Consider the following 23,735-nt stretch of genomic DNA (forward strand, 5'->3'; position numbering starts at 1 on the left):
CATGACATTAGATATCAATCAGTATCCAACGCTGGCTATGGCCAACGACCCTGCCGCCCTGCGCAAATTGCCGCAAGACAAATTAAAGGCCTTAGCCGACGAACTGCGTCAATACTTATTAGCCTGCGTAAGTCAAAGCAGTGGTCACTTTGCTTCTGGATTGGGCACGGTTGAACTAACAGTTGCGCTTCATTATGTCTACAATACGCCCTTTGACCGTCTGATTTGGGATGTGGGTCATCAAGCCTACCCCCACAAAATTCTAACCGGCCGACGTGAACGGATGCGCACAATCAGACAAAAAGGTGGCCTGCACCCCTTTCCTTGGCCACCAGAAAGTGAATTCGATACCTTTGCCGTTGGTCATTCGTCAACGTCGATAAGTGCTGCGCTTGGGATGGCCATCGCCGCAGAAAAAGAGCAGCGAGATAGAAAAATTGTTGCTGTTATCGGTGATGGAGCAATGACTGCGGGCATGGCCTTTGAAGCACTCAATCATGGTGGTGATATCGATAAAGACTTGGTTGTGGTTTTAAACGACAACGAGATGTCCATTTCTGAGAACGTCGGTGCACTAAATAGCCATCTTGCACGCCTGTTAACAGGCAATTTATTTAATAGTATTCGGGATGGTGGTAAAAAATTATTAAGTAATGTTCCGCCCATAAAGGAATTTGCTAGTCGCGCCGAAGAGCATATCAAAGGAATGGTTGTCCCCGGCACCATATTCGAAGAGCTAGGTTTTAAATATATCGGCCCTATCGACGGTCACGACGTTAACGGTATGGTTGATACCTTGCGTAACATGCGCAAAATCAAAGGGCCGCAAATTTTGCATGTGGTAACTCGCAAGGGTAAGGGCTACGATGTTGCTGAAAAAGATCCCATCAAATACCACGCAGTACCGAAGTTTAACCCAGCAGATAACGCATTACCCGTAAGTAAACCTAGCGGCCCAACATATTCAAAAGTATTTGGCGATTGGCTGTGTGATATGGCTGCCCAGGATCAGAGCTTAGTTGCCGTCACTCCAGCAATGCGTGAGGGTTCAGGCATGGTGCGCTTTTCGCAAGAATACCCGCAGCAGTATTTCGATGTTGCCATCGCGGAACAGCATGCCGTCACCTTTGCAGCAGGGATGGCCCGCGAGGGATTGAATGCCGTTGTCGCGATTTATTCAACGTTTTTACAACGTGCGTATGATCAATTGATCCACGACGTTGCCATTCAAAACTTGCCGATACTTTTTGCAATTGACCGGGCTGGGATCGTGGGCGCTGACGGACCGACGCACCAAGGTGCTTTTGATATTAGTTTTTTACGTTGTATACCGAATATGGTGATCATGACACCCAGTGATGAAAATGAGTGTCGCCAAATGCTATACACCGGCCACAAGGCTCAGGTACCGGCAGCCGTTCGTTATCCTCGCGGTACAGGCACCGGCGCAAATATCAGTGTTGAAATGACAGAAATTCCACTGGGCAAAGCGCGCTTATTACGTGAGGGCAAATCTGTCGCAATATTAAACTTCGGTACCTTAATCAATTATGCCGAAGAAGCCGCCGAAGAAGCTAATGCAAGCTTAGTCGATATGCGCTTTGTTAAACCACTAGACACTGCAATGATTAAACGCATTGCTGAGCAACATGATGCGATTGTAACCGTCGAAGATGGTGCCATTATGGGCGGTGCGGGTAGCGCGGTTGGAGAGTTCCTGCATGCAGAAGGGCTCGCCGTAAAGCTGCGTAAAGTAGGATTACCTGATCAATTTATATTACAAGGTACTCAGCAGGAAATGTACGCTGAACTGGGTATGGATACGCAAGGAATTTTGACGCAAATTGCGGCATTAAAACAGTAACGGCAAGACCAACCAATGAAGGCAGGCACAAGTCATTAGGCCTGCCACAATGTCATCCAACATAATACCAAGGCCACCGTGCAGATGTTTATCCAAGAAATTAATCGGCCATGGTTTAAGAATATCAAAAATCCGGAACAGCACGAATCCAGCGATGAGTGTAAGCGGTGTAATCGGAATAAATAAAAACGCTACCAACATGCCTGCGACTTCATCCCACACGATAGAACCATGATCGTGCATACCCATGTCCTGAGCTGTCTTGCCGCAGAGCCAAATACCACTGATGCTTGCAAGTACAGCACAAATGAGTGTCCACTCCATACCCACCAAAGCGAGTAATCCAAGCAAAGGTAAAGCCGCTAAAGAGCCCATGGTGCCGGGCATGAAAGGAATTAAGCCGCTACCAAACCCCAAGGCGAGAAAATGCACAGGGTTACGCAATGACACTTTAGCGCGAATTTCAGCTTCCATTAAAATGTTCGAAACCTTTACGACCAGTAAAGTTAAATGGCTTATCGTTCTGGCGCAACTCTACCTTATCCACTTGACCGGTCACCTGACCAATACAGGTGGTCTTTATGCCAAAAGTGGTTAATGCCGTTTCTACTTTGCTCTTATATTCTTCGCCAATCGTGTAAAGCAATTCATAATCATCTCCAGCGGTCAATCCATATTGGATGGCTTGCTCAGGGTTGGCAACATTGCACAATTGAGTAGATAGAGGTAAACGATCAACGTGCACCAATGCGCCACACTTAGAGGCTTTTAAGATATGCGATAAATCGGCCAACAACCCATCACTAATATCAATACAAGCGCTCGCGCAACGGCGCAGAGCCGTACCGGCAACAACTTGAGGACTAGGATAGCGATGGCGTTTGATTAAGTATTCAGCGTCGGCTCCCGATGCTGCTAGCGCTTGCTTCAGGATATCAAGCCCTGCCCCGGCATCCCCCACGTGCCCGGTCACGAAAATCCAATCTCCTGGCTTTGCGCCTGAGCGTTTAAGTGACGAATCTTCGGGTACAAAGCCTTGGGCAGTGATGGTTAACGAGAGCGGACCAAAAACAGTATCACCACCAATCAATTGCACATGATAATACTCCAGCAACTCATAGATACCTTGGCTGAACGAATCCAACCACGCTTCCTCAGTTTCCGGGATAGATAAAGACAAACTCACCCATGCAGGTTCCGCTCCCATCGCCGCTAAATCACTAAGATTAGCTGCCATGGCTTTGTGTGCAACCGCGTGCGCCGGCGCATCAGGCAGAAAGTGAACGCCACTAACTAAAGTGTCAGTGGTGGTAGCCAAACATTGCTTTTCAGGTACTTGCGTAATGGCGGCATCGTCACCAATACCGATCAAAACATCTTTACGCGTGTATCCACCGCGTTTGAAAAAACGCTCAATTAAATCAAATTCTTTCACGTGACTAACTGCGCTCGTGCTTACGTAGAGTTTTTACCGCTTTATCTAAAACACCATTAATAAATTTATGACTGTCTTGCGCGCCAAAACTTTTAGCGAGCTCAATAGCCTCATTAATGATGACTTTGTAGGGCGTCTCCATGCAATGCACAAGTTCAAAGGTAGCAATGCGCAGGATTGCTTTCTCAATTGGGTCAAGTTCTTCGGGTAACCGCCCCAAATAAGGCTTGATCTGGTCATCCAATTGTTCAGTATGCTCTGCACAGCCACGCAACAAGCGCTGAAACAGGGTCATATCGACCTGCTTCATATCGTTACTCGTGGCTAACATTAACTCTACTTGCTCAACCGCGTTATTTGACATTTGCCAAGAGTAGACCCCTTGTAAAGCCAGTTCACGCGCTTTATGGCGAGGTGATACTTTCACGTTACTCACCCAGTTGCTGCTCAATATTGGCCATCACGTTAACCATTTCCAGCGCACCCATTGCGGCCTCGGCGCCCTTGTTACCGGCTTTAGTACCTGAACGCTCAATGGCTTGTTCGATGCTATCGGTGGTGATAACACCAAACGAAACCGGGATTGTATAATCTAGAGAAACTTGTGCCAGACCTTTGTTACATTCACCTGCAACAAAGTCAAAGTGCGGAGTTCCGCCACGGATAACCGCGCCGAGTGCAATAATCGCATCAAACTTTTTGCTTGCAGCTAACTTCTTGGCGGCAATGGGTAATTCATAGGCACCAGGGACACGAACGACCGTAATATCGGCTTCATTGACTTCACCGAAACGCTCCAATGTGTCCAGAGCGCCCTCTAACAAGCTCTCAACAACGAAGCTATTAAACCGTGAAACGACTATTGCAAATCGCTTACCCGTTGCTCTGACATTACCTTCAATTACATTCATTTCGTAACCCCTAAAAAATTCGGCGCGTATTGTAGCACAGCTTTTCGCCAGCTAAGCTAAATAAAACTACTTATTCGTGTATATATTCGACCACTTCCAGCCCATACCCCGACAATGCGTGGTATTTAACTGGTTTACTCAATAGTCGCATCTGTTTAACCCCCAGGGTGGCCAAAATCTGGCTACCTACTCCAACGGTCCGTGAGGAGCCTTTCCAATCAGCCGCAGGTGGCGTTTCTCCCCGGTCTTCCATCTCAAACTGCAGCACTTGCTGCGCGATGTCCTCTTCTTTGCCCAACAGCACCAATACCCCGCCGTCATTGGCGATCCGTTGCATTGCTTGTGGCAGTGTCATAGAGCGGTTAAGCGATCGCGTTGACCCTAATAAGTCCGAAAAGGTATTGTGTAAATGCACCCTAACCAAAGTTGGCTTATCAGCAACAATATCACCTTTTTTCAGGGCGAAGTGCAGCTGGTTATCAATCACATCGCGAAAGGTAAACAGCTCAAAGTCACCGTATTGCGTCGGCAATTGACACTGGGCCACACGCTCAATCGTGGTTTCGTTGATATTGCGATACTCAATAAGATCCGCAATCGTACCCATTTTTAAGTCATGCTTCTGCGCAAACTCTTCTAACTCTGGGCGTCGCGCCATGGTACCGTCGTCATTCAATATCTCGACAATGACCGCTGCTGGCTCACAGCCAGCTAAACGAGCCAAATCCACACCGGCCTCTGTATGCCCAGCCCGGTTTAATACACCACCTTGCTTGGCAATCAATGGAAATATGTGGCCTGGCTGCACGATATCTGACGCTTTTGCATCGGGAGCGGTAGCGGCTAATATAGTTTTGGCACGGTCGGCAGCTGAAATGCCGGTAGTTACGCCCTCGGCAGCCTCTATGGAAACAGTAAAGTTAGTCGAAAACTGGGCCCCATTGTTATTGACCATTAATGGCAAATTTAAACGCTTACAACGCTCGGCGGTCATGGGCAAACAAACCAGTCCACGCGCGTGAGTTACCATAAAATTGATGGCTTCTGGGGTGACATGTTGCGCGGCCATGATCAAATCACCTTCATTTTCGCGATCTTCATCGTCCATTAAAATGACCATGCGACCATTACGGATATCTTCAATAATTTCTTGTGGTGTGTTGAGTCCCATTGTGCTCTCTGTAAGGTAAAGATTAAGCGGTATTTGTTATTGTTTTAAAAATCCGTGTTCTGCCAAAAAGGCCATATCAAGCTTGCTCGTGGTCGCCTTCGCCGCATCATCGCCTAACAGCAAACGCTCTAAGTAGCGGGCAACGAGATCGACTTCAAGGTTTACCTGAGAGCCGACCTGATAGTCTGCCATGACCGTTTCTTGCAACGTATGCGGAATGATCCATAACATGAATTCAGCGCCATTCACTTCATTAACCGTAAGGCTAATACCATCGACCGTTATGGAACCTTTGTGTGCGATATATTTTGCTAGTGATGTTGGCGCAGTCACCCAAAACTCAATGTACTTGCTGTGACGATTGATTTTACTAACAGTACCAATGCCATCAACATGGCCAGACACAATATGGCCACCTAACCGATCGCTCACTGCTAGGGCTTTTTCTAAATTAACGTGAGTACCAATCGCGTATTGACCAAAGCCTGTATGGCGTAATGTTTCTGCCGACACATCGGCACTAAAAGAATGTTGATCAAAATCAACAACGGTCAAACACACACCATTAGTAGCGATACTGTCACCAAGTGCCACATCTGCCATATCGAGTTTGCCAACATTCACCGTGATCCGCATATCATCGCCTTTGTGCTGCAATGCAGTTAACGTACCCACGGCACTTATAATTCCTGTGAACATCTCGACTCCAGTCAGTTATGTGTATTGCTTAAGCACCAATTTGAGGTCATTCCCCAGTCTTTCAACTGCGCTAAGGTTAAATTCAGGTACCTGCTGCATGGAATCATAGTCAGGTAACATGATTAGCGATTGTGCTTGGTGGCCCATCAACTTGGGCGCTTGATAAACAATAATCTCATCCACCAAACCCGCGCTCAACATAGCACCAGCGAGTCGATGCCCACATTCCAGCCATACGGAATTAAATTCTGCTTGCCCCATCCGCGTGAGCAACCTTGGCAAATCAAGGTAATCCTGTTGTTTAGCTATTTGCCATTGTAGCACTTGTGCCGGCGCTAGGTGGGCCAACCCGCTATTTTCTGTACAATTCGCGACTATCGTTTGCCCCTCTTGGGACATGATTTGTAACTGGCTGTGCAAGCGATTCTTGCTATCAATAATGACTCGCGTTGGTTGACGTTGAGGTAAATGTTGCAACTCTTTTGGATAAAGTTTGTCTGTGGGTACGCGCACAGTTAATTGTGGATCATCTACAAGTACCGTATCTGCGCCAGTTAATATGGCGCAATGTTTAGCGCGCTGAATATGTACGTCTCGACGCGCTTCAGGCCCCGTGATCCATTGACTCTGACCGTTTTTTAGCGCCGTTCTTCCATCTACACTAGCCGCCAATTTTAGCGTTACAAACGGTCTACCTGTTAGCATCCGCTTGATAAAGCCGCGATTAATAGCGGTAGCCTCTGGCTCAGCAATCCCCAGTGAAACTTCAATGCCTGCCGCTTGTAATTTCGCGATACCCTGCCCTGCGACTAATGGATTGGGATCTTGCACAGCGACTACGACACGGCTAATGCCGGCTTCGACCAACGCATCCGCACAAGGGCCCGTGCGGCCATGGTGACTGCACGGCTCGAGGGTTACATACGCAGTTGCACCGCGTGCTCGCGTATCAGCAGCTCGCAACGCATGCACTTCAGCATGTGGCGTTCCAGCTTGTTGGTGAAAACCCTCACCAACGATGTCGCCTTGCCCATTAACGATAACGCAACCGACACAAGGATTGGGCGCAGTGGTATATTGGCCAAGTCGCGCAAGTTCGACAGCCCGAAGCATAAAGCTGGTATCGACAACGCGACTCTGCATAGAGGGACCTAAGTTTAGTTAATCGCCAAGTTTGGCAATCTCTTCACCAAACTCACGAATATCTTCAAATGACCGGTAAACCGAAGCGAAGCGCACATAGGCGACCTTGTCTAACTCTTTCAGTGCATCCATGATCAGGTTGCCTACCATTTCGCTACTGATTTCACGTTCGCCGGTAGCGCGTAATGCTGATTTAATCTTTACAATACACTGTTCAATTTGTTCTGTGCTGACTGGGCGTTTTTCCAGCGCTCGCAGCATCCCTGCACGTAACTTTTCTTCGTTAAATGGATCGCGGCTGCCATCCCGTTTGATCACTCGCGGTAAGACCAGTTCCGCTAATTCAAAGGTAGTGAAACGTTCATGGCAATCCACGCACTCACGGCGCCGTCTAATTTGATGACCCTCGGCAACTAACCGAGAGTCAATCACTTTAGTATCTTGTGCCGTACAAAAGGGACAGTGCATTCGATTAGTTCGCGTAAACAGGGAATCGATTGCAAAGCGCCACGACTTCGTCGCGTACGCGTGCAACGACAGTATCGTCACCCATGTTGTCTAACACGTCACATATCCACGTTGCCACCTGCTCGGCTTCAGCTTCCTTGAAGCCACGACGCGTTATTGCTGGTGTACCGATACGTAATCCGCTGGTAACGAAGGGAGAGCGTGGGTCTTTAGGGACTGAGTTCTTATTTACCGTAATGTTGGCGTTGCCTAACGCAGCGTCAGCATCCTTACCAGTAATATCCTTGTCGATAAGGTCCAGCAAGAAAAGATGGTTATCGGTGCCATTTGACACAATTTTGTAACCGCGCTGCTGCATCACTGCAACCATTGCCTTCGCATTTGCCAACACTTGCTGTTGATACACTTTAAATTCAGGCTCTAGAGCTTCTTTAAACGCTACAGCTTTTGCAGCAATCACATGGCACAGTGGACCGCCTTGATTGCCAGGAAATACAGAACTGTTCAGTTTTTTGTATAAGGTTTCATCACCACAAGATGACAAAATCAAACCGCCGCGTGGTCCAGCTAACGTTTTGTGCGTCGTGGTTGTTACCACATGCGCGTGGGGTAAAGGATTAGGGTACAAACCAGCCGCCACTAAGCCCGCAACATGCGCCATATCGACGAGTAAATAAGCACCGACTTTATCCGCAATCGCGCGGAATCTCTGCCAATCAACGATCCCTGAATAAGCAGAGAAGCCGCCAATAATCATTTTGGGCTTGTGTTCTTCTGCCAAAGCTTCAACTTGGGCGTAGTCGATTTCGCCTGTTTCTTCGTTTAACCCATACTGCACTGCATGATAGGTCTTGCCTGAGAAGTTAACATGTGAACCGTGCGTAAGGTGACCACCATCGGCCAAACTCATGCCTAATACCGTATCGTTAGCCTCCAAAAGTGCCATAAATACTGCAGTATTTGCTTGCGAGCCAGAATGCGGCTGCACGTTAGCATATTCAGCACCAAACAATTGCTTAGCGCGCTCAATCGCTAGCTCTTCTGCGATATCTACATATTCACAACCGCCATAATAGCGTTTACCCGGATAGCCTTCGGCATATTTATTGGTCAACTGAGAACCCTGAGCTTCCAGTACACGTGGACTGCAATAGTTTTCAGATGCAATCAACTCGATGTGATGTTCTTGACGTGTATTTTCATTTTCAATTGCCTTGGCGAGTTCAGGATCGAAATCGGCAATAGTCATGTTGCGTGAAAGCATAAAGGCTCCTTAACAGCGAGGTACGGTTTACGCGATGTTATTGAACACGCGCTGCGGAAAAATTACGAGCGCATATTCTAGTCATTTTGTTCGCTAAGTATACCGATTTTGTTAGATAGTTGTTGTCTAGCGTAGATTTATTTTTGCAGTTGTTTTTCAAGTTGTTTAACACGTGCAAACAAATCATCCAATTGACGTGCGCGAACCGCATTTTTACGCCATTCACGATTAGGGACCGCTGGTTGACCTGACGAGTAAACACCAGGCTCGGTAATATCGCTAGTCACCATAGAAAAGCCCGTGATCTGGACTTTATCTGCAATGCTTAGGTGCCCATTAATTACCACACTTCCAGCAATCACTACATACTTACCAATGCTGACACTGCCGGCCATACCGGTCTTACCGCAAATACAAGAATGGTCGCCAATTCGACAGTTGTGCCCGATATGCACTTGATCATCAATGATCACATTCGTTCCAATGACCGTGTCTTCTAACGCTCCGCGATCGATGGTCGTGCCAGCGCCAATTTGACAACGGTCACCAATGATTACTGTTCCAGTTTGTGGAATAGCGAGCCATTCGCCCCTTTCATTGGCATAACCAAAACCGTCTGAACCAATCACCGTCTGACTATGTACGGTAACAGCTTGACCCAATTGCACTCCATGATAAATAGTGACATTAGGGTAGATTATTGAATCGTTGCCAATTTCAACAGCTTCACCGATCACTGTATTTGCTCCAATTTGCACGTTGTCACCGATATAAGCATCAGCAGCAATGACTGCATTTGGCCCAATGCTGACATTCTCGCCCAGTCGAGCAGAAGCTGAAACTGTTGCTGACTTAGCAATGCCATCAGCCACCCGAGGCGTGTTATCGAATAATTGCGCAATCTTAGCAAATGCCGCGTGTGGATTACTGACAACCAGAGCACGCCCGGCGATTAAATCTTGGTGCTCCTCTGATACGAGCACAACACCTGCGTTAGTTTCAGCAAGTTCACCCTTATATTTACTATTGGTAAAAAATGAGACTTGTTGATTATTGGCAGACATCAAGGTATTTACGCCGGTTATTACCTTGCCATTTAAATCATCATCGGCAACCGTGTGCCCCCCGACATGCAATACCAACTCGCTTACAGTGAATTGCGGCATAATGTTTCCTATTCGTGCGATTATGCCGCGCATTTTAGGTCAATTAGCCCTTGGTTGCTAATTGAAAAAGCAGAGTGAAAACAGGCTAAACTGCCCGCTAAAGTTGCTTTTTACATATTTTTTACAAAAAGTAATCTAAATTAACCACAAACACGTAACTTGAGTACAGATATTGCTAAGGATGGATTGCTAGTCGTTCAGCACATGACTGACCACTAGAAGATACGATGGTTTTGTATTAACGCGACCAACTTTAAGTTTTACGGAGAGAGAATATGCTTTCTTTTGTGTTTTCTTTAGCGCTGATGATTTGTACTGGTTTGCTAGTGTATATGTTAGGCAGTGCCGACCCACTAAACTGGCTGCTCATCCCACCGGTTATTGCCTTGTGCTTCTTTTTGTTTTTAGGCAGGCTCCCCCGCCCTCACCACTGGCGCCCGCAGTCACCAGTCAAGCGATACAGGGCAGCTGAAGACTTCTAGGAAATATCGAATTCTCCCACTTATTAAGCGCCATTTTGGCGCTTTTTTTATGGCTGTGAAATCTTAAAAGAACTTAAACGCGGTAAACGCTAGCCACAATCAGGTAATTTTATTTACAATGCGGCTTTTACTTTGAGCGAAGAGCATTTCAATGGCGCAATACGTATACAGTATGCACCGAGTGGGCAAAATAGTACCGCCCAGCCGGCATATCCTTAAGAATATTTCACTTAGCTTTTTCCCAGGCGCAAAAATCGGCGTCTTAGGTCTCAATGGTGCAGGTAAATCTACCCTGCTAAGAATTATGGCGGGTGTTGATACTGACATCGAGGGGGAAGCTCGTCCGCAACCTGGGATCAAGATTGGTTACCTGCCGCAGGAACCTAAGCTTGATGAGAGCAAAGACGTTCGTGGCAACATCGAAGATGCCGTGGCCGACGTTGTGCACGCACTAAAGCGCATCGAAGAAGTTTATGCCGCCTATGCCGAAGAAGGTGCAGACTTTGATGCCCTAGCTAAGGAACAAGGTAAGCTTGAGGCAATCATACAGGCCAAAGATGGTCACAATCTCGATAATGCGCTAGAGCGTGCCGCAGATGCGCTGCGCTTGCCGCCTTGGGATGCTGATGTCAGTAAATTGTCAGGCGGTGAGCGCCGCCGCGTCGCACTTTGCCGTCTATTGTTAGAAAAGCCGGACATGTTACTACTCGACGAACCGACTAACCACTTAGATGCTGAGTCTGTGGCGTGGTTAGAACGCTTCTTACATGATTATGAAGGCACCGTCGTTGCCATTACCCACGACCGTTATTTCCTTGATAACGTTGCGGGCTGGATCCTTGAACTTGACCGTGGTGAAGGTATTCCTTGGGAAGGCAATTATTCGTCATGGCTGGAACAGAAAGAGGCCCGTCTAGAACAGGAAGAGCGCGCTGAGTCAGCACGGCAAAAGTCGATCAAGCAAGAACTCGAATGGGTACGAACGAATCCCAAAGGTCGCCAAGCCAAAAGTAAAGCGCGGATGGCCAGATTTGAAGAACTCAACACCGGCGACTATCAAAAGCGCAATGAAACCAATGAGTTGTTTATTCCACCAGGGGAAAGATTGGGCGATAAGGTGCTCGATATTAAAGGTCTTAAAAAATCCTATGGCGATCGCGTCCTTATTGATGATATGGAACTCAGCGTCCCGAAAGGCGCAATCGTTGGGATCATTGGGCCAAATGGTGCAGGTAAATCAACCTTGTTTCGCATGATCAGTGGCCAAGAGCAGCCAGACGCTGGGCAAATTGACTTGGGCGAGACCGTGCAAATTGCCAGCGTGGAGCAGTTTCGTGATCATATGAACGGCAATAATACTGTGTGGAAGGAAATCTCTGATGATCAGGATATAATCCGCATTGGTAATTTTGAGATTAACAGCCGCGCTTATTGCAGTCGTTTTAATTTTAAAGGTACTGATCAACAAAAATTCATCAAAGACTTATCCGGCGGTGAACGTAATCGGGTGCATTTAGCCAAACTGCTGAAAGCTGGAGGCAACATGTTGCTTCTGGATGAGCCAACCAATGACCTAGACGTAGAAACGTTGCGCGCACTGGAAAATGCATTGCTAGAATTCCCTGGGTGTGCCATGGTGATTTCGCACGACCGTTGGTTCCTCGACCGCGTAGCAACCCATATCCTAGACTACCGCGATGAAGGCAAAACTAACTTCTTCGAAGGCAACTACACTGATTATGAGCACTGGTTGAAAGAGAACTACGGGCAAGATGTGGTTGAACCGCATCGTCTCAAATACAAGCGCATCAGTAAGTAAATCTGTATGCAAAACGGCGGCCTCTGGTCGCCGTTTCTGTTTAGAGCCATCCACTTGCATTTATGCATCTTTTCATAAACGCCTTTTTCTCAACTCTTTAACTACATCTGATATTTTAATGATCTTCTAACCGATTAAAGTCAAAATACCCAAACCGTATGGGATAATTCTCTTGATAATAACCATGCAAACCATCTGCATACGACCAAAATTGTTTGGCTGTGCGCCGCACGCCAAAGCGGTCAAACAACAGCTCTAAATCCTGTTCTGTTTTTAGCGTTTCAACAGCAGCAACAAAGTCGTTAACTTCATTTATATTAACGTCGAAAAATGCGTTCGGATGTGAGCTTAGAAAACCATACCCAACGGTAATTGAATCTTCGGCGGGTATGCGCCGCGCTTGCTCAGCAAAAATATGTGAAATATTGCTGTAAGCGTTATTGCGCAACAATGAATAAAAGTGATGTTGCCGCGAACTATTATCATGTATTCGGACAAAGCTTGCCTGTGGTAGCAAGGAGGCATGACGGCCAACTTGACCATTTAAGCGCCGTAACGCTTCCTGTACCGCTGATTGGTTAAATCCGTTAGTAATTGCATGCTCGCTATTTACAGCAGCGGCTACGTGTTGAGATAACATTTGCAGCAGCTCATTGAGTGGTTGTTCGGTCTCATAATCTAATTGTGTTTCACCCGCTAACACATTGGCCGAGGCTACATACTCCTCAACCGGTGAAACGATTCCTCGATACCACTGCTCCCAGGTTGCCTGACGACTCGCTTTAGGCAGTAAAGAGAGGAAATTGAATTCACCTTCCATACGCAAAAAGTCCATGTACATACGACTATTTAATTGATGCCCCACATTGCCATATACATCATATCCAGCAACCAACAGATAATGGATACGTTCGAATAACGGATAGGTGATAACCCAAGCGGTTTGGGGTCTTTCGCCAACGAGCCCTTTCACCACTGTAGCGGCATCAAAGTGACGAAAAACGGTTAGCGCGACATTGTCATTGCTCCCCTCACCGTCCCAAATTAGCGATAAGTCCAGCGGCAAAGTCTGATTAATTGTTTGATTGATATATTCGCTACGCGCTTCAATATACTCTTTTTCTTGCTCCGCATAGGCAATCCAATTGGTCGGTAAGGCATTGCTATCTGCAGCAGCAGGTAATTCAATCTTTTCGCGCGCTCGACTTAAGAACTCGGCTTCATGCTCGAGAATAGATAATGAGGGTTCGGCAAAGAAAACCCAAAAGTGGTCATTGATTACATTTAATGCAATCTGACCACGGCACACCGGCCCCTTAATAAACTGCATAATCGTATATTGTGCTTCGCTGAGCATAAAGCGATAGCGCGCATTGATAGGAATTTGTTCAAAAGTAACAAACGGGTTTGAAGCACTTTCGGCTGCGTATCCGGGTAGTTGCGTAACCTCATAGTCTGCATCAATAAACCATTGTTGGTATTGCAACAGACGCTGACTATCGAGACGAAATGGCATATGGGTTTTATCAACAAGAGTTTCTTTTACTGGTGCAAACCTGTAGTAAACGCGTTTGACGCCAGGGTCAGAAAAAGGACGCCGCGTGGCAATAATGTCGATAGGCTCACCCGGTGGTGTCTTTGACCTAAATAAGCGAAAGAATATCGGCAGATTGTTGCTACTATCAGTAGCGAAATAGAGATGCGCGATGAAAAAATGCTCGTACATATAGCGTGCCATCAACTGATGTTTGAGTGAATCGCCATTGAGAAACTTTTCCCACTGCAAAATCTGCTGCTTTTCGTACAGCGGAACGGCTGGCATGGGTGCGGTTGCTGCGCCTTGCTCAATCCATTGAGTTATCGTGGTATGCTCGTCTTGATTCAGTTGCGGTAAGCCATAAGGCATCCCCCACTTGGGATACTCTTTTTGATAGTCAGCATGTTCCTCCAAGGTTGGACACTGCCACTCGCGATTAATATCTAAATCAAACTCCTTACCTAATTGTTTTCGCTCTGCAAGCGGATGCTGGCGCTTTTGCTCGAGCATTTTGACCACAAGACTATTGTTAAGATTCTGTGCCGGGGACTGTTCTTCATTTAATACTGCAAAGAAGTCTCGTTTACGCCATTCACTTACGCTATGCGCATCGATAAATAAGCGACTGGGATCAGCTGCCAACAATCGATCCCCTTTATAAACTGGATCTTTGGAAGCGCCGCGCGCAACGCCGCTGAAGGAACCCAACTTCAACTGGCAAGGGGCATCATAACAGGCATGGCAAACCACACAGCGACTGTCCATCACCGGTTTCACATCACGCTCAAAGATAAGTTCAGCTTGCGTTAATGGCGTATCGTAGATACTTGCATCTGGTACTTGTGCTGGTTGCCAAAACGTATAAACGCCGGCCACAAATACAATGAGCACGCTCCCCACAAGAATACTTCTCAGCATAGTTAAACCTTTAACATTTAGTTGAGCGACTCAAGTGCCTCCTCTAGCCGCTTGACTCCCATTACACTCAAGCCCGGGATCGCTTGTTTAGGCTGATTTGCAATAGGCACTATCGCTCGCTTAAAACCGTGTTTAGCCGCTTCAGCGAGACGTTCTGTGCCATTAGGTACCGGACGGATTTCACCAGCAAGCCCTACCTCCCCGAACACGATCAGATCACGCGGTAAGGGTTTATTGCGAAAACTCGATACCATTGCCACTAACAATGCCAAATCAGCGCCGGTCTCATTGATACGCACGCCGCCAACGACGTTTGCAAAGACATCTTGATCATTCATTTGTATGTTGCCGTGGCGATGCAACACCGCTAACAACATCGCCAAACGGTTTTGCTCCAACCCAACGGCCACTCTGCGAGGATTATTCAATTGGGTATAATCCACCAGCGCTTGTAACTCAACCAAAAGTGGACGTGTACCTTCCCAAACCACCATTACACTGCTGCCTGGTGATTCTGTATCATGCCGATTTAAAAAAATGGCCGACGGATTTTTCACTTCTTTTAGGCCCTTTTCGGTCATCGCAAATACGCCTAACTCATTAACTGCACCAAACCGATTTTTGTGGCTACGCAAAGTCCGATACCGGTTATCACTATCGCCATCCAGCATCATCGAACTGTCAATACAATGTTCCAGAACCTTAGGACCTGCTAAATGGCCTTCTTTAGTGACATGTCCAACAATAAACATTGCAATATGGTGTTGCTTCGCAAAGCGCGTAAGGTAGGCCGCACTTTCGCGAACTTGAGAGACACTTCCTGGCGCTGACTGCACATCAGCGACATGCATCACTTGAATCGAGTCAATCACCATTACTTGCGGCTTATGCTGTTGTGCAAGCTCGCAAATCGTGTCGACATTAGTTTCAGACAACAGCGCGAGTTTCTGTTTGGGTAACCCTAAACGATCGGCACGCAACGCAACTTGCTGCAGAGACTCTTCACCGGTCACATACAAGGTACTCATCGATTGCGATAACGCACACATTACCTGCAACAGCAAGGTACTTTTGCCAGCTCCTGGTGAGCCCCCAATCAGCATTGCAGCGCCTGGCACAATACCGCCCCCGAGCACTCTATCAAGTTCTTGGAAGGTTGACGAAAAACGCGGGAGATCACTCAATACGATATCGTCTAACTGGGTGATTTTTGCTTGCGTCTGCCCTGCATATCCACTTAAGTTGCGAGCTCTTCCTGCATTGGCAGGTGCCAATACAATTTCAGCAATGGTATTCCATGCTCCACAATCATTACATTGCCCTTGCCAGCGTGGATACTCTGCACCACAGTCAGAACAAACATAAGCGGTTTTTCGTTTTGCCATAGATTCTAAATTTCAGTTATATTGCCACAATGGGCAATTTCGCTATCTTACTGGTGGATAATAAAAATTTGCCGATACAGGTTACAGGATTTAGTCTCATTGCTCTATGGCAATTATTTATACGAACACCGATAACAGCCCAAACATGAGTCCAGAAATACACGAATACAGCGACCTAATTGAGCGCCTGAAGCCAATGGTAAATGAGCCTGAATTTAATCAGGTACTTAACCAAGTAGCGAGTCATTTGCCGCGCGACCGCCGTTTTTTATTAAAAATGGAGTTGAAGCGTCTTGCCCGACCTTGCATTCGTGTTATTGACCTGCGTGGCAAAGTTGATGGTGAGTGTGAAGTTTTCGAGCACGATGGACGCCAGCACTTTCTTGATTCCATCGCGCGTGAAACCTTTGAACAGCAGGTACGTATATTTGGTCAATACACACTTGGTGTATACGAGGCTGTGCATAGAACCGAAAACAACCTCAAACTCATGCGTGAAGAAGCTAGAAACGCGCCGGCTGAAAGCGAAGAAAAAGATGAAAAGCCAGCAGCTGATCGCTTCATGGCGCCATTAACCTCGCTGATGAGCTATCCCAAACGTGACGATGAACGAATGAACTACGCGGTCGCGTTAGAACTATTTACTGAACACAATAATAGCGTACTCGCCACCAGTGTTGATATTTCACGCTCTGGCATGCGGGTAAAACTTAATTCAGATTATCTGTTTAAACCGAATGAAAAATTGTCGGTTTATTTTCGTGGTATGGAAGCGGAGTATGCGCTCGATAAAAAACATGGCATCAACTATCAAATAGTTGAAATTGCTCGAGAGCACAAAGAGCAACGTTTGCGCCTGAAGCGCTTGGCTGAAGATAAAAACCCGCAATTTGATGATTTCTTAGAAAAGTTTATCCATGGCAATAAACGGCGTTATAAAGTCAATATGGATAACACATTAGCGGCGATTAAAAGCAAAACCTGTGAGCAATATTACACGCCGCGCTTTCCTTCGCTGCCAGTTTTTATTGATCATGTTGATGGTCACTTTATACCGCGTTATGCGATGTTAAATGATGCCAATCGCAGTACTGTGCAATATTGGACCGATGAAGCCGACAACTTTCGCTTAGGTTACCTCTGTAGCCACGCGCGTATTGCAAAAATGGCCGAAGCGCCCGCCGGCCAACAGAGCTGTTTTGTGTTTGTATTCACGCACGTTAAAGACGGAAAAATCTATTACTACTCCAGCACGATGGAAGAACTCAACCATCACCCTACTTTGCAGTCGGTCTACCTCGGATTTGGGGCACGTAAGGTCAGTTGGCGCGTGTTTAAACTACAATTAACCGACGTAAATCCGGAACAAGCACATGTCCCGCTATCTATTCCGGATTCAGTCAGTGATGCGGTGAAGCGACAGAATCATCCGCCGGCCCCGCGCTTAATGGCGCGCTTGAAAAATCTCAAGCATATACTGTTGGTCACCGATGTGACCTCGGAATGGGGACAACAATGCTATGAGAAAAAACCCATCGCACGCTCTGAGCTGGCAAAGTTGAAAGTCTTTGGCCATCCACGTAACAAGCCACCAGCTGAAATCAAAACGTTTCGGTTTAAATATCTAGAGCAGCGTGTGGAAACTCGCTATCAATTGCGCTCTAAAATCGAGTTGCAGTTTGATGACATTACCTTAACCGGGGTTAGTGAGGATGTTTCAGTACAAGGCCTGCGGATTGAGTTAGATAGTTTCTTTCATGGTGAAGTTAATAGCCAGGTGGTTTTGAGCTTCCCCCTTTTGCAAAAGATAACCAAAAAATATCGCTTAGAAAACTTAAAGTATCGGGTCATTAATTTGAGTAATGATCGCAACGTTTTGCATTTAAAAGTTATCAATGAAGACGGTAACGTGGCTAAGTTGTTCTTCGATGATCTTATCAAACACAATAAGAGTCGTTTAAAAGCTTATGCCGATGAAGAAGAAATACCCGGGATCGGCCATGCGCTCCGTTGCATGTACGCGAAAAATGTTGAAAACATCGCCTTTTTTATTCGTAAGGACAAAAACGAGTTCATTCCAGATACCGTGATCAACCATGGGCAGAACTCGCGGATTGCCAAAATTGGCGAGCAGTTTGCCGAGCCAGGGCAATTTAATCTTGAATTTCTTTACCGTGATCGCTCCAAAGAATATAGTTTTATTCATGAAGCTATTAGTCAACTGCGCATAGAGCCTAACCCGCTACAACGAGAACTGTTTGTCGCCTTTAATCCCTCCGCAACAGAACTAACCGAAGCGATTAAACCGCGCTTTTCGGAGCAGTTTTTGGATGATGAACAACGCGAAAACTTCATTCATAATGCGTTGAAGCACGGGCAGTTTATCGCTATACATGTGTATATGTCACTGACCGGACGTCCCGATCTAGAGTTGCTTCAATCAGAATTCAATTACGTCAGCGTATACGCTATTCATCGCGCCAAGGAATTGGAGGAACAGCTTTGGAGCATTGGCGCGATGGGCAATTTAATCGACATCACCGATGAGGTGATGTATCGCTACGGATTTGATATCCAACGCGTGCGGGATAACTATCGTACCTCCAACCATGTCGTGCATACCGACACCATTGAGGCTTTGTTGCGTCAGTAACGCAAATAGAGTAACAGCGTGTCTAGACCGGTAAAACGGATCGCCACGTCAGCTTGCTCTTCAACCACAGGCTTGGCTTTATAGGCCACGCCCAAAGCGGCGACATTCATCATGGCGAGATCATTTGCGCCGTCACCCATTGCAACAGTTTGTGATTGAGCAATCTGAAAATGTTGGCTGAGTTGTTGCACTGTTTCAGCTTTAACTTGTGCATCGACAATGCTGCCACTCACATGCCCAGTCAGTAGTGCATCTTCCACCGCTAATTGATTCGCAACTGCGGCATCTAAACCCAATCGATGTTGTAAATGTTCGGCAAAGAAAGTAAACCCCCCTGACGCAATGGCGATACGCCAATTCATAGCCTGTAATTGCGCAACCAATCGTATCAAACCCGGCATCAACGGTAAGCGCTGACGAATACTACTCAACGTGTCGACTGGCAAACCTTGTAAACATGCCACGCGGGATCGCAAGCTTTCGGCAAAGTCGAGCTCGCCTCGCATCGCCCTCTCAGTAACTTCAGAAACCGCATCCCCAACCCCAGCTAATTTAGCAATTTCATCGATACATTCACACGCAATAACAGTGCTATCCATATCCATAACGAGTAAGCCGGGTTGAGATAAAACGGGCATATTCTCCGTACACACGATATCAACACCTAATAACTCACTCACACGCAAAAGTTCAATTTTCAGCTGTGCGCACTTTAGGTTAATGATGGGAAACACTAAGCCTATCGCTGCACTGGCAAAGTCACTCTGAGGGTGAATAAAGAACCCATCAAATTCACTGAGTTCACTTAACTCTGAATAAACCTTCTCAATTAGCATCCACGTTGGCGCAACCATAACTGCATGTAACCATTGGGGGTGGTCTTGGTGTTTCTGACTCGGACAATATTGCCACTGCCCTTTGCCTATGTAGCTAAAACACACTTCCCCAACACATTGTTGTGCAAACGGCTGAAACGCTGCGTAAGTTTCTCGTTCTTGTTGGGTAATACAAGCGAATTGAATTGGGTTGCTAGTTTCCAAAGTGATCATTTCATCGCGGCAATAATTAGGCAAGAAGTCTACCGAATGCATGCTTAACATTAAACTACCCTTGGCAATTATTCTGGAATAACATAGTGTGAGGGTTTTAATTGGATGGGCTCAATGCCGTGGCAATAGCAACGCATAGTACTTACACCGTGTATAAGCGTATCGCGAATCTGATTTTGATCTTAATTGGGATCGCAGTCGGAGCCAATTTATGGTGGGTCAACAAAAATCAAACAACACAATTTTACCAAGTTCAGGCAGAACAGTTAGGGCGTAGCCTCAGTCAGCAAAAAGCGCTTGACCTTGCCAATCATGTTGCCAGTGACAATGATGCACAATTGCAGTTGGCGCTGCACCAATTAGTGACTGACCCGCATGTTGTAAGTGCTGTAGTCTACGATTTCCGCGGCCGAGTAATGGCTCAAGAAGGCGTCTCTGGCGGTTTTTTTGAAGATTTTACCAACCGTCAAAAAGCCCCACTGACATTTGTTGCTGACATTAGCCGTCCTGCAGATATGGGATTTGCTGAGGCCGTCAATGATGAACCCGAACAACAATTGCAAGTCATTGGTTACCTGCAGATCCAGCTCGATGCACAACAAGTCATGGCTCATCACACCACCTACCAAAAGCAATTAAACCAACAACGCATTGTGTTTATGGTCATGGCCGCCCTTGTCGCGTTGTATATTACCCGTGCATTTTACAAATTACGCTTTCGCTTTCACCGTCAACTTCGCGCTAAGCAGCGACTAGGCAAACAACGTTAAGTAATTTTGAGTTGTGCGTTGGCACACCTCGCCGACGGATACACTGAGGATTTCGGCGACGCATTCCGCAATTCTTGCGGTCTGTGACGGTGTATTTCGCTCCCCCTGACAACCATGCAAAGGCATATCCGGCGAATCAGTTTCCAGCACTATCGCTGATAACCCTAATGCTTTAATAGTTTCGCGTGTTTTGTTTCCGCGCGGATAGGTAATGGTGCCACCAATACCAAGTAAGAATCCGCGCTCAAGATAACTTGTTGCTAACTCGATACTACCCGAGAACCCATGAATAATGCCGCGTTGTGCAAATCGATTTGCTGATAAGCGCTCTGCAATGAGATGATGTGTTTTACGCGCATGAATAATGAGTGGTTTGTTAATCTCGTTTGCCAATTGAATTTGCGCATCAAAAATCTCTATTTGCGTAGCCATAGAGCAGTCAATAACTGCATCCAATCCGCATTCCCCAATTGCACTGACAGAATCTTGGTGGTCAGCAAGCAACATGCGCAGAGAATCTAGAGCATTGCGCAACTCGGGCATCGATGCTTGGGTTAAAAAATAAGGATGCAACCCAAGCGCAATGTCTATCTTTGGATGTTGGCCAAATGCGAGCAATGCGGGCCAACGGCGCGCTTCTGTACCGGGTACCAAAAAACGCTCGACGCCAGCATCAATTGCGTGCTGAATTATGGCTTCGCGGTCAGCGTCAAATACCGCAAAGTCTAAATGACAGTGACTATCGACTAGGGCATTAGGCGTTGGATTTGCCATGTAGCATCAGCTTGTAGAGTGTATTCAAAGCGATCGTGCATGCGGTGCTCACCACCTTGCCAGAACTCTATCAATTCGGGTTTAACCACATACCCCCCCCAGAAATCAGGCACTGGAACTTCACCATTGGCAAATTTTTGCTTCAATTGTGAAAACTGCGTCATCAATAACTCTCGAGTAGAAATGGGTTGGCTTTGCTTTGACGCCCATGCCGCAACTTGGCTTTCTTTTGGGCGCGATAGAAAATACTTGGCGACTGCCGTGCGCGACAGTAATTTGGCTTCACCGCACACGCGTACTTGCCGCTCCAGTAAGTACCAAGGAAAGTGCAATGAAATTTTGGGATTGTGCTTTAACTCTTGCGCTTTGCGACTGCCCAAATTGGTGAAAAAAACAAACCCATCAGAGGTAACGTCCTTCAACAATACAATACGCTGTGAAGGTTGCCCGTTAGCAGCAACAGTTGCTACTGTCATTGCAGTTGGATCGGGAATTTGACTATCTACTACCTCTTGCAACCAACGTTCAAATAGCTTTATCGGGTCAGCATCCAATTGATCTTCACTCAACCGCCCTTTGGTATAATTGCGCCGAATATCGGCTAAATCATTCATGCAAAACCTCTTGCTTAGTTGTCAGTATAGCCGAGGGAGCGCAATGCACGCTCATCGTCTGCCCAGCCACTTTTCACTTTTACCCACAACTCTAAAAACACTTTACTATCAAATAAAGCTTCCATGTCCTTTCGTGCCTCAGCGCCAATCTTCTTCAAATGAGAGCCACCTTTACCAATCACCATCCGCTTTTGCGATTCTCGTTCAACCAGAATCAAACCGCCTATCCTGAGCATGCCAGTGTCAGTTTGCAGAAATTGTTCAATTTCAACCGTCACCGAATAGGGCAATTCGTCACCGGTAAAGCGCATTAATTTTTCGCGAATAATCTCAGCGGCCATAAATCGACTCGAACGATCAGTAATGTAATCCTCCGGAAAGTAATACTCACTCTCAGGTTGTGCCGCCATAACCAGTTGCCGTAATTTGTCGACATTTTTACCGGTTTTACTACAAACCGGGATCAATTCAGCAAAATCAAACTTCTCATTGAGCCGCTGCAGTTGCGCAATCAGCTCGCTTTCTTCATTGATTTTGTCAATTTTATTTACCACCAACCAACAAGGTAACCGCGAGTTGCGAATTTTGTTTAGTACCATCTCATCATCGTCGTTCCAGCGTGTGCCTTCTACCACGAAGAGGACTAAATTGACTTCCCCCAACGAGCTTGATGCAGCACGATTCATGACCCGATTGATCGCTCGCTTTTCTTCACTGTGAAGCCCTGGTGTATCGACGTATATAGTCTGGCAATTTTCGCGCGTATCAATGCCCAATATACGATGTCTGGTGGTTTGCGGTTTACGAGAGGTAATACTGACCTTCTGCTCAAGTAACTGATTAAGGAGCGTTGACTTTCCAACGTTTGGACGCCCTACGATGGCGACCATGCCACACCGAGTTTGCGATTCTGTCATGACGCTGTGTTTTCCTGTACTTGCTTCAGCATTAATTGTGCTGCGTGTTGTTCTGCTTTGCGGCGACTGGCTCCAATTCCTTGTGTAGTCAGGGCCCGATGTGTGACATTACAATCTACAAAAAACGTTTGCGCGTGATCCTTACCTTGAATATTAGTCACCGTATAGTCAGGCAAGGGTAATTGTCTCGATTGCAAGAATTCTTGCAGTTGCGTTTTTGGATCTTTGGGGTGGGCATTGGGATCAAGCTGTTTAATCCGCTCATCCAATAAGCTTAAAATCACGGTCTGGCACTGCTGAACGTCAGAATCTAAATAAATAGCACCCAGAATGGCTTCTACTGCATCAGCTAAAATCGAGCTACGCCTGTGTCCACCACTTTTCAACTCGCCGGGCCCCAAACGTAACCAGTCACCTAATTCACAATCTTTGGCAATTTGAGCCAATGTCTCGCCTTTAACCAGGCTTGCACGCATGCGGGTGAGCTTCCCTTCCGGCACATCAGGGTAATGATCAAATAATGCGCGCGCCACCACCATGCCTAAGATTGCATCACCTAAAAATTCTAGACGCTCGTTATGGTGTTTATCCGCACTGCGATGAGTAAGTGCTTGCTGTAATAAGCGGAGATCAGTGAACTGATAGCCTAGATGTTTATTAATATGTCTGGCTGACGCCTGAATATCAGTCACTCAT

The 23,735-nt window shown here is 46.6% G+C and carries 21 protein-coding genes; 4 read left to right on the forward strand and 17 right to left on the reverse strand.

The features are described from left to right. Position 1 precedes the first annotated feature (1 nt). The gene (dxs, locus tag CSH92_RS03950) at positions 2–1,864 is read left to right on the forward strand and encodes a 1-deoxy-D-xylulose-5-phosphate synthase (RefSeq protein WP_100656335.1); all 1,863 of its coding nucleotides are present in this window, start codon (positions 2–4) and stop codon (positions 1,862–1,864) included. On the opposite strand, the gene CSH92_RS03955 is transcribed toward dxs, so the two are convergent. From CSH92_RS03955 to lpxD, 10 genes are all read right to left on the reverse strand, one after another. Further along, a complete protein-coding gene (locus tag CSH92_RS03955; RefSeq protein WP_100656336.1) occupies positions 1,853–2,338 on the reverse strand; it encodes a phosphatidylglycerophosphatase A family protein in 486 nt (161 codons plus the stop codon). The two genes, dxs and CSH92_RS03955, sit on opposite strands and share 12 nt — an antisense overlap. After that, complete coding sequence (gene thiL / locus CSH92_RS03960) at positions 2,328–3,299, reverse strand: thiamine-phosphate kinase (protein WP_100656337.1); 972 nt, start codon at positions 3,297–3,299, stop codon at positions 2,328–2,330. The genes CSH92_RS03955 and thiL overlap by 11 nt, the downstream gene beginning before the upstream one ends. 4 nt (positions 3,300–3,303) lie before the next feature. Then, entirely contained in the window at positions 3,304–3,726 is a 423-nt protein-coding gene (gene nusB, locus CSH92_RS03965; protein ID WP_100656706.1) for a transcription antitermination factor NusB, read from the reverse strand. 1 nt (position 3,727) lies between these two features. Continuing rightward, positions 3,728–4,210 carry a 6,7-dimethyl-8-ribityllumazine synthase gene (gene ribH, locus CSH92_RS03970; RefSeq protein WP_100656338.1) on the reverse strand — a complete coding sequence of 161 codons (483 nt, stop codon included), beginning with the start codon at positions 4,208–4,210 and terminating at the stop codon, positions 3,728–3,730. Between the two features lie 70 nt (positions 4,211–4,280). Continuing rightward, positions 4,281–5,381 (reverse strand): bifunctional 3,4-dihydroxy-2-butanone-4-phosphate synthase/GTP cyclohydrolase II, encoded by a 1,101-nt coding sequence (ribBA, locus tag CSH92_RS03975; RefSeq protein WP_100656339.1) that lies wholly within the window; start codon positions 5,379–5,381, stop codon positions 4,281–4,283. 36 nt (positions 5,382–5,417) lie between these two features. After that, positions 5,418–6,080: a riboflavin synthase gene (locus CSH92_RS03980; protein WP_100656340.1), complete on the reverse strand. Its 663-nt coding sequence runs from the start codon at positions 6,078–6,080 to the stop codon at positions 5,418–5,420. Positions 6,081–6,095: 15 nt separating this feature from the next. Then, positions 6,096–7,223, reverse strand: a complete 1,128-nt coding sequence (gene ribD / locus CSH92_RS03985; protein WP_100656341.1) for a bifunctional diaminohydroxyphosphoribosylaminopyrimidine deaminase/5-amino-6-(5-phosphoribosylamino)uracil reductase RibD — start codon at positions 7,221–7,223, stop codon at positions 6,096–6,098. Between the two features lie 18 nt (positions 7,224–7,241). After that, positions 7,242–7,691: a transcriptional regulator NrdR gene (gene nrdR, locus CSH92_RS03990; RefSeq protein ID WP_100656342.1), complete on the reverse strand. Its 450-nt coding sequence runs from the start codon at positions 7,689–7,691 to the stop codon at positions 7,242–7,244. A 4-nt stretch (positions 7,692–7,695) separates the two neighbouring features. Beyond that, positions 7,696–8,955 carry a serine hydroxymethyltransferase gene (gene glyA, locus CSH92_RS03995; RefSeq protein ID WP_100656343.1) on the reverse strand — a complete coding sequence of 420 codons (1,260 nt, stop codon included), beginning with the start codon at positions 8,953–8,955 and terminating at the stop codon, positions 7,696–7,698. Between the two features lie 137 nt (positions 8,956–9,092). Next, complete coding sequence (lpxD, locus tag CSH92_RS04000; protein WP_100656344.1) at positions 9,093–10,121, reverse strand: UDP-3-O-(3-hydroxymyristoyl)glucosamine N-acyltransferase; 1,029 nt, start codon at positions 10,119–10,121, stop codon at positions 9,093–9,095. 633 nt (positions 10,122–10,754) lie between these two features. Between lpxD and ettA the strand changes: the two genes are divergently transcribed. Further along, positions 10,755–12,422 (forward strand): energy-dependent translational throttle protein EttA, encoded by a 1,668-nt coding sequence (gene ettA / locus CSH92_RS04010; protein WP_100656346.1) that lies wholly within the window; start codon positions 10,755–10,757, stop codon positions 12,420–12,422. 115 nt (positions 12,423–12,537) lie between these two features. On the opposite strand, the gene CSH92_RS04015 is transcribed toward ettA, so the two are convergent. Next, entirely contained in the window at positions 12,538–14,877 is a 2,340-nt protein-coding gene (locus CSH92_RS04015) for a fatty acid cis/trans isomerase (protein WP_100656347.1), read from the reverse strand. Positions 14,878–14,894: 17 nt separating this feature from the next. Then, the gene (radA, locus tag CSH92_RS04020; RefSeq protein WP_100656348.1) at positions 14,895–16,262 is read right to left on the reverse strand and encodes a DNA repair protein RadA; all 1,368 of its coding nucleotides are present in this window, start codon (positions 16,260–16,262) and stop codon (positions 14,895–14,897) included. A 145-nt stretch (positions 16,263–16,407) separates the two neighbouring features. Between radA and CSH92_RS04025 the strand changes: the two genes are divergently transcribed. Next, the gene (locus CSH92_RS04025; protein WP_100656707.1) at positions 16,408–18,915 is read left to right on the forward strand and encodes a PilZ domain-containing protein; all 2,508 of its coding nucleotides are present in this window, start codon (positions 16,408–16,410) and stop codon (positions 18,913–18,915) included. Here CSH92_RS04025 and serB read toward each other — a convergent pair. Beyond that, positions 18,909–20,015: a phosphoserine phosphatase SerB gene (gene serB / locus CSH92_RS04030; RefSeq protein WP_240612730.1), complete on the reverse strand. Its 1,107-nt coding sequence runs from the start codon at positions 20,013–20,015 to the stop codon at positions 18,909–18,911. The two genes, CSH92_RS04025 and serB, sit on opposite strands and share 7 nt — an antisense overlap. Positions 20,016–20,083: 68 nt before the next feature. Here serB and CSH92_RS04035 point away from each other — a divergent pair, with 68 nt between their 5' ends. After that, complete coding sequence (locus CSH92_RS04035) at positions 20,084–20,734, forward strand: AhpA/YtjB family protein (RefSeq protein ID WP_164084650.1); 651 nt, start codon at positions 20,084–20,086, stop codon at positions 20,732–20,734. Here CSH92_RS04035 and CSH92_RS04040 read toward each other — a convergent pair. The 4 genes from CSH92_RS04040 to rnc are packed head-to-tail and all read right to left on the reverse strand — an operon-like array spanning position 20,717 to position 23,722. Further along, positions 20,717–21,508, reverse strand: coding sequence for a TatD family hydrolase (locus CSH92_RS04040; protein ID WP_100656350.1), 792 nt, complete (start codon positions 21,506–21,508; stop codon positions 20,717–20,719). The two genes, CSH92_RS04035 and CSH92_RS04040, sit on opposite strands and share 18 nt — an antisense overlap. Then, positions 21,481–22,122 (reverse strand): pyridoxamine 5'-phosphate oxidase, encoded by a 642-nt coding sequence (pdxH, locus tag CSH92_RS04045; protein WP_100656351.1) that lies wholly within the window; start codon positions 22,120–22,122, stop codon positions 21,481–21,483. The genes CSH92_RS04040 and pdxH overlap by 28 nt, the downstream gene beginning before the upstream one ends. A gap of 14 nt (positions 22,123–22,136) precedes the next feature. Next, on the reverse strand, positions 22,137–23,039 hold the full coding sequence (gene era, locus CSH92_RS04050) for a GTPase Era (RefSeq protein ID WP_100656352.1): 903 nt from the start codon (positions 23,037–23,039) through the stop codon (positions 22,137–22,139). Continuing rightward, entirely contained in the window at positions 23,036–23,722 is a 687-nt protein-coding gene (gene rnc / locus CSH92_RS04055; RefSeq protein WP_100656709.1) for a ribonuclease III, read from the reverse strand. The genes era and rnc overlap by 4 nt, the downstream gene beginning before the upstream one ends. Positions 23,723–23,735: the final 13 nt, after the last annotated feature.

Source organism: Neoalteromonas flava, from assembly GCF_002807685.1.
Taxonomy (GTDB): domain Bacteria; phylum Pseudomonadota; class Gammaproteobacteria; order Enterobacterales; family Alteromonadaceae; genus Alteromonas_E; species Alteromonas_E flava.

Excerpts from the sequence above, each read along its gene's own strand:
- dxs (WP_100656335.1), top strand. The coding sequence starts at position 2 with ATGACATTAGATATCAATCAGTATCCAACGCTGGCTATGGCCAACGAC.
- CSH92_RS03955 (WP_100656336.1), bottom strand. The coding sequence starts at position 2,338 with ATGGAAGCTGAAATTCGCGCTAAAGTGTCATTGCGTAACCCTGTGCAT.
- ribH (WP_100656338.1), bottom strand. The coding sequence starts at position 4,210 with ATGAATGTAATTGAAGGTAATGTCAGAGCAACGGGTAAGCGATTTGCA.
- ribBA (WP_100656339.1), bottom strand. The coding sequence starts at position 5,381 with ATGGGACTCAACACACCACAAGAAATTATTGAAGATATCCGTAATGGT.
- CSH92_RS03980 (WP_100656340.1), bottom strand. The coding sequence starts at position 6,080 with ATGTTCACAGGAATTATAAGTGCCGTGGGTACGTTAACTGCATTGCAG.
- ribD (WP_100656341.1), bottom strand. The coding sequence starts at position 7,223 with ATGCAGAGTCGCGTTGTCGATACCAGCTTTATGCTTCGGGCTGTCGAA.
- nrdR (WP_100656342.1), bottom strand. The coding sequence starts at position 7,691 with ATGCACTGTCCCTTTTGTACGGCACAAGATACTAAAGTGATTGACTCT.
- glyA (WP_100656343.1), bottom strand. The coding sequence starts at position 8,955 with ATGCTTTCACGCAACATGACTATTGCCGATTTCGATCCTGAACTCGCC.
- lpxD (WP_100656344.1), bottom strand. The coding sequence starts at position 10,121 with ATGCCGCAATTCACTGTAAGCGAGTTGGTATTGCATGTCGGGGGGCAC.
- ettA (WP_100656346.1), top strand. The coding sequence starts at position 10,755 with ATGGCGCAATACGTATACAGTATGCACCGAGTGGGCAAAATAGTACCG.
- CSH92_RS04015 (WP_100656347.1), bottom strand. The coding sequence starts at position 14,877 with ATGCTGAGAAGTATTCTTGTGGGGAGCGTGCTCATTGTATTTGTGGCC.
- radA (WP_100656348.1), bottom strand. The coding sequence starts at position 16,262 with ATGGCAAAACGAAAAACCGCTTATGTTTGTTCTGACTGTGGTGCAGAG.
- CSH92_RS04025 (WP_100656707.1), top strand. The coding sequence starts at position 16,408 with ATGAGTCCAGAAATACACGAATACAGCGACCTAATTGAGCGCCTGAAG.
- serB (WP_240612730.1), bottom strand. The coding sequence starts at position 20,015 with ATGTTAAGCATGCATTCGGTAGACTTCTTGCCTAATTATTGCCGCGAT.
- CSH92_RS04040 (WP_100656350.1), bottom strand. The coding sequence starts at position 21,508 with ATGGCAAATCCAACGCCTAATGCCCTAGTCGATAGTCACTGTCATTTA.
- pdxH (WP_100656351.1), bottom strand. The coding sequence starts at position 22,122 with ATGAATGATTTAGCCGATATTCGGCGCAATTATACCAAAGGGCGGTTG.
- era (WP_100656352.1), bottom strand. The coding sequence starts at position 23,039 with ATGACAGAATCGCAAACTCGGTGTGGCATGGTCGCCATCGTAGGGCGT.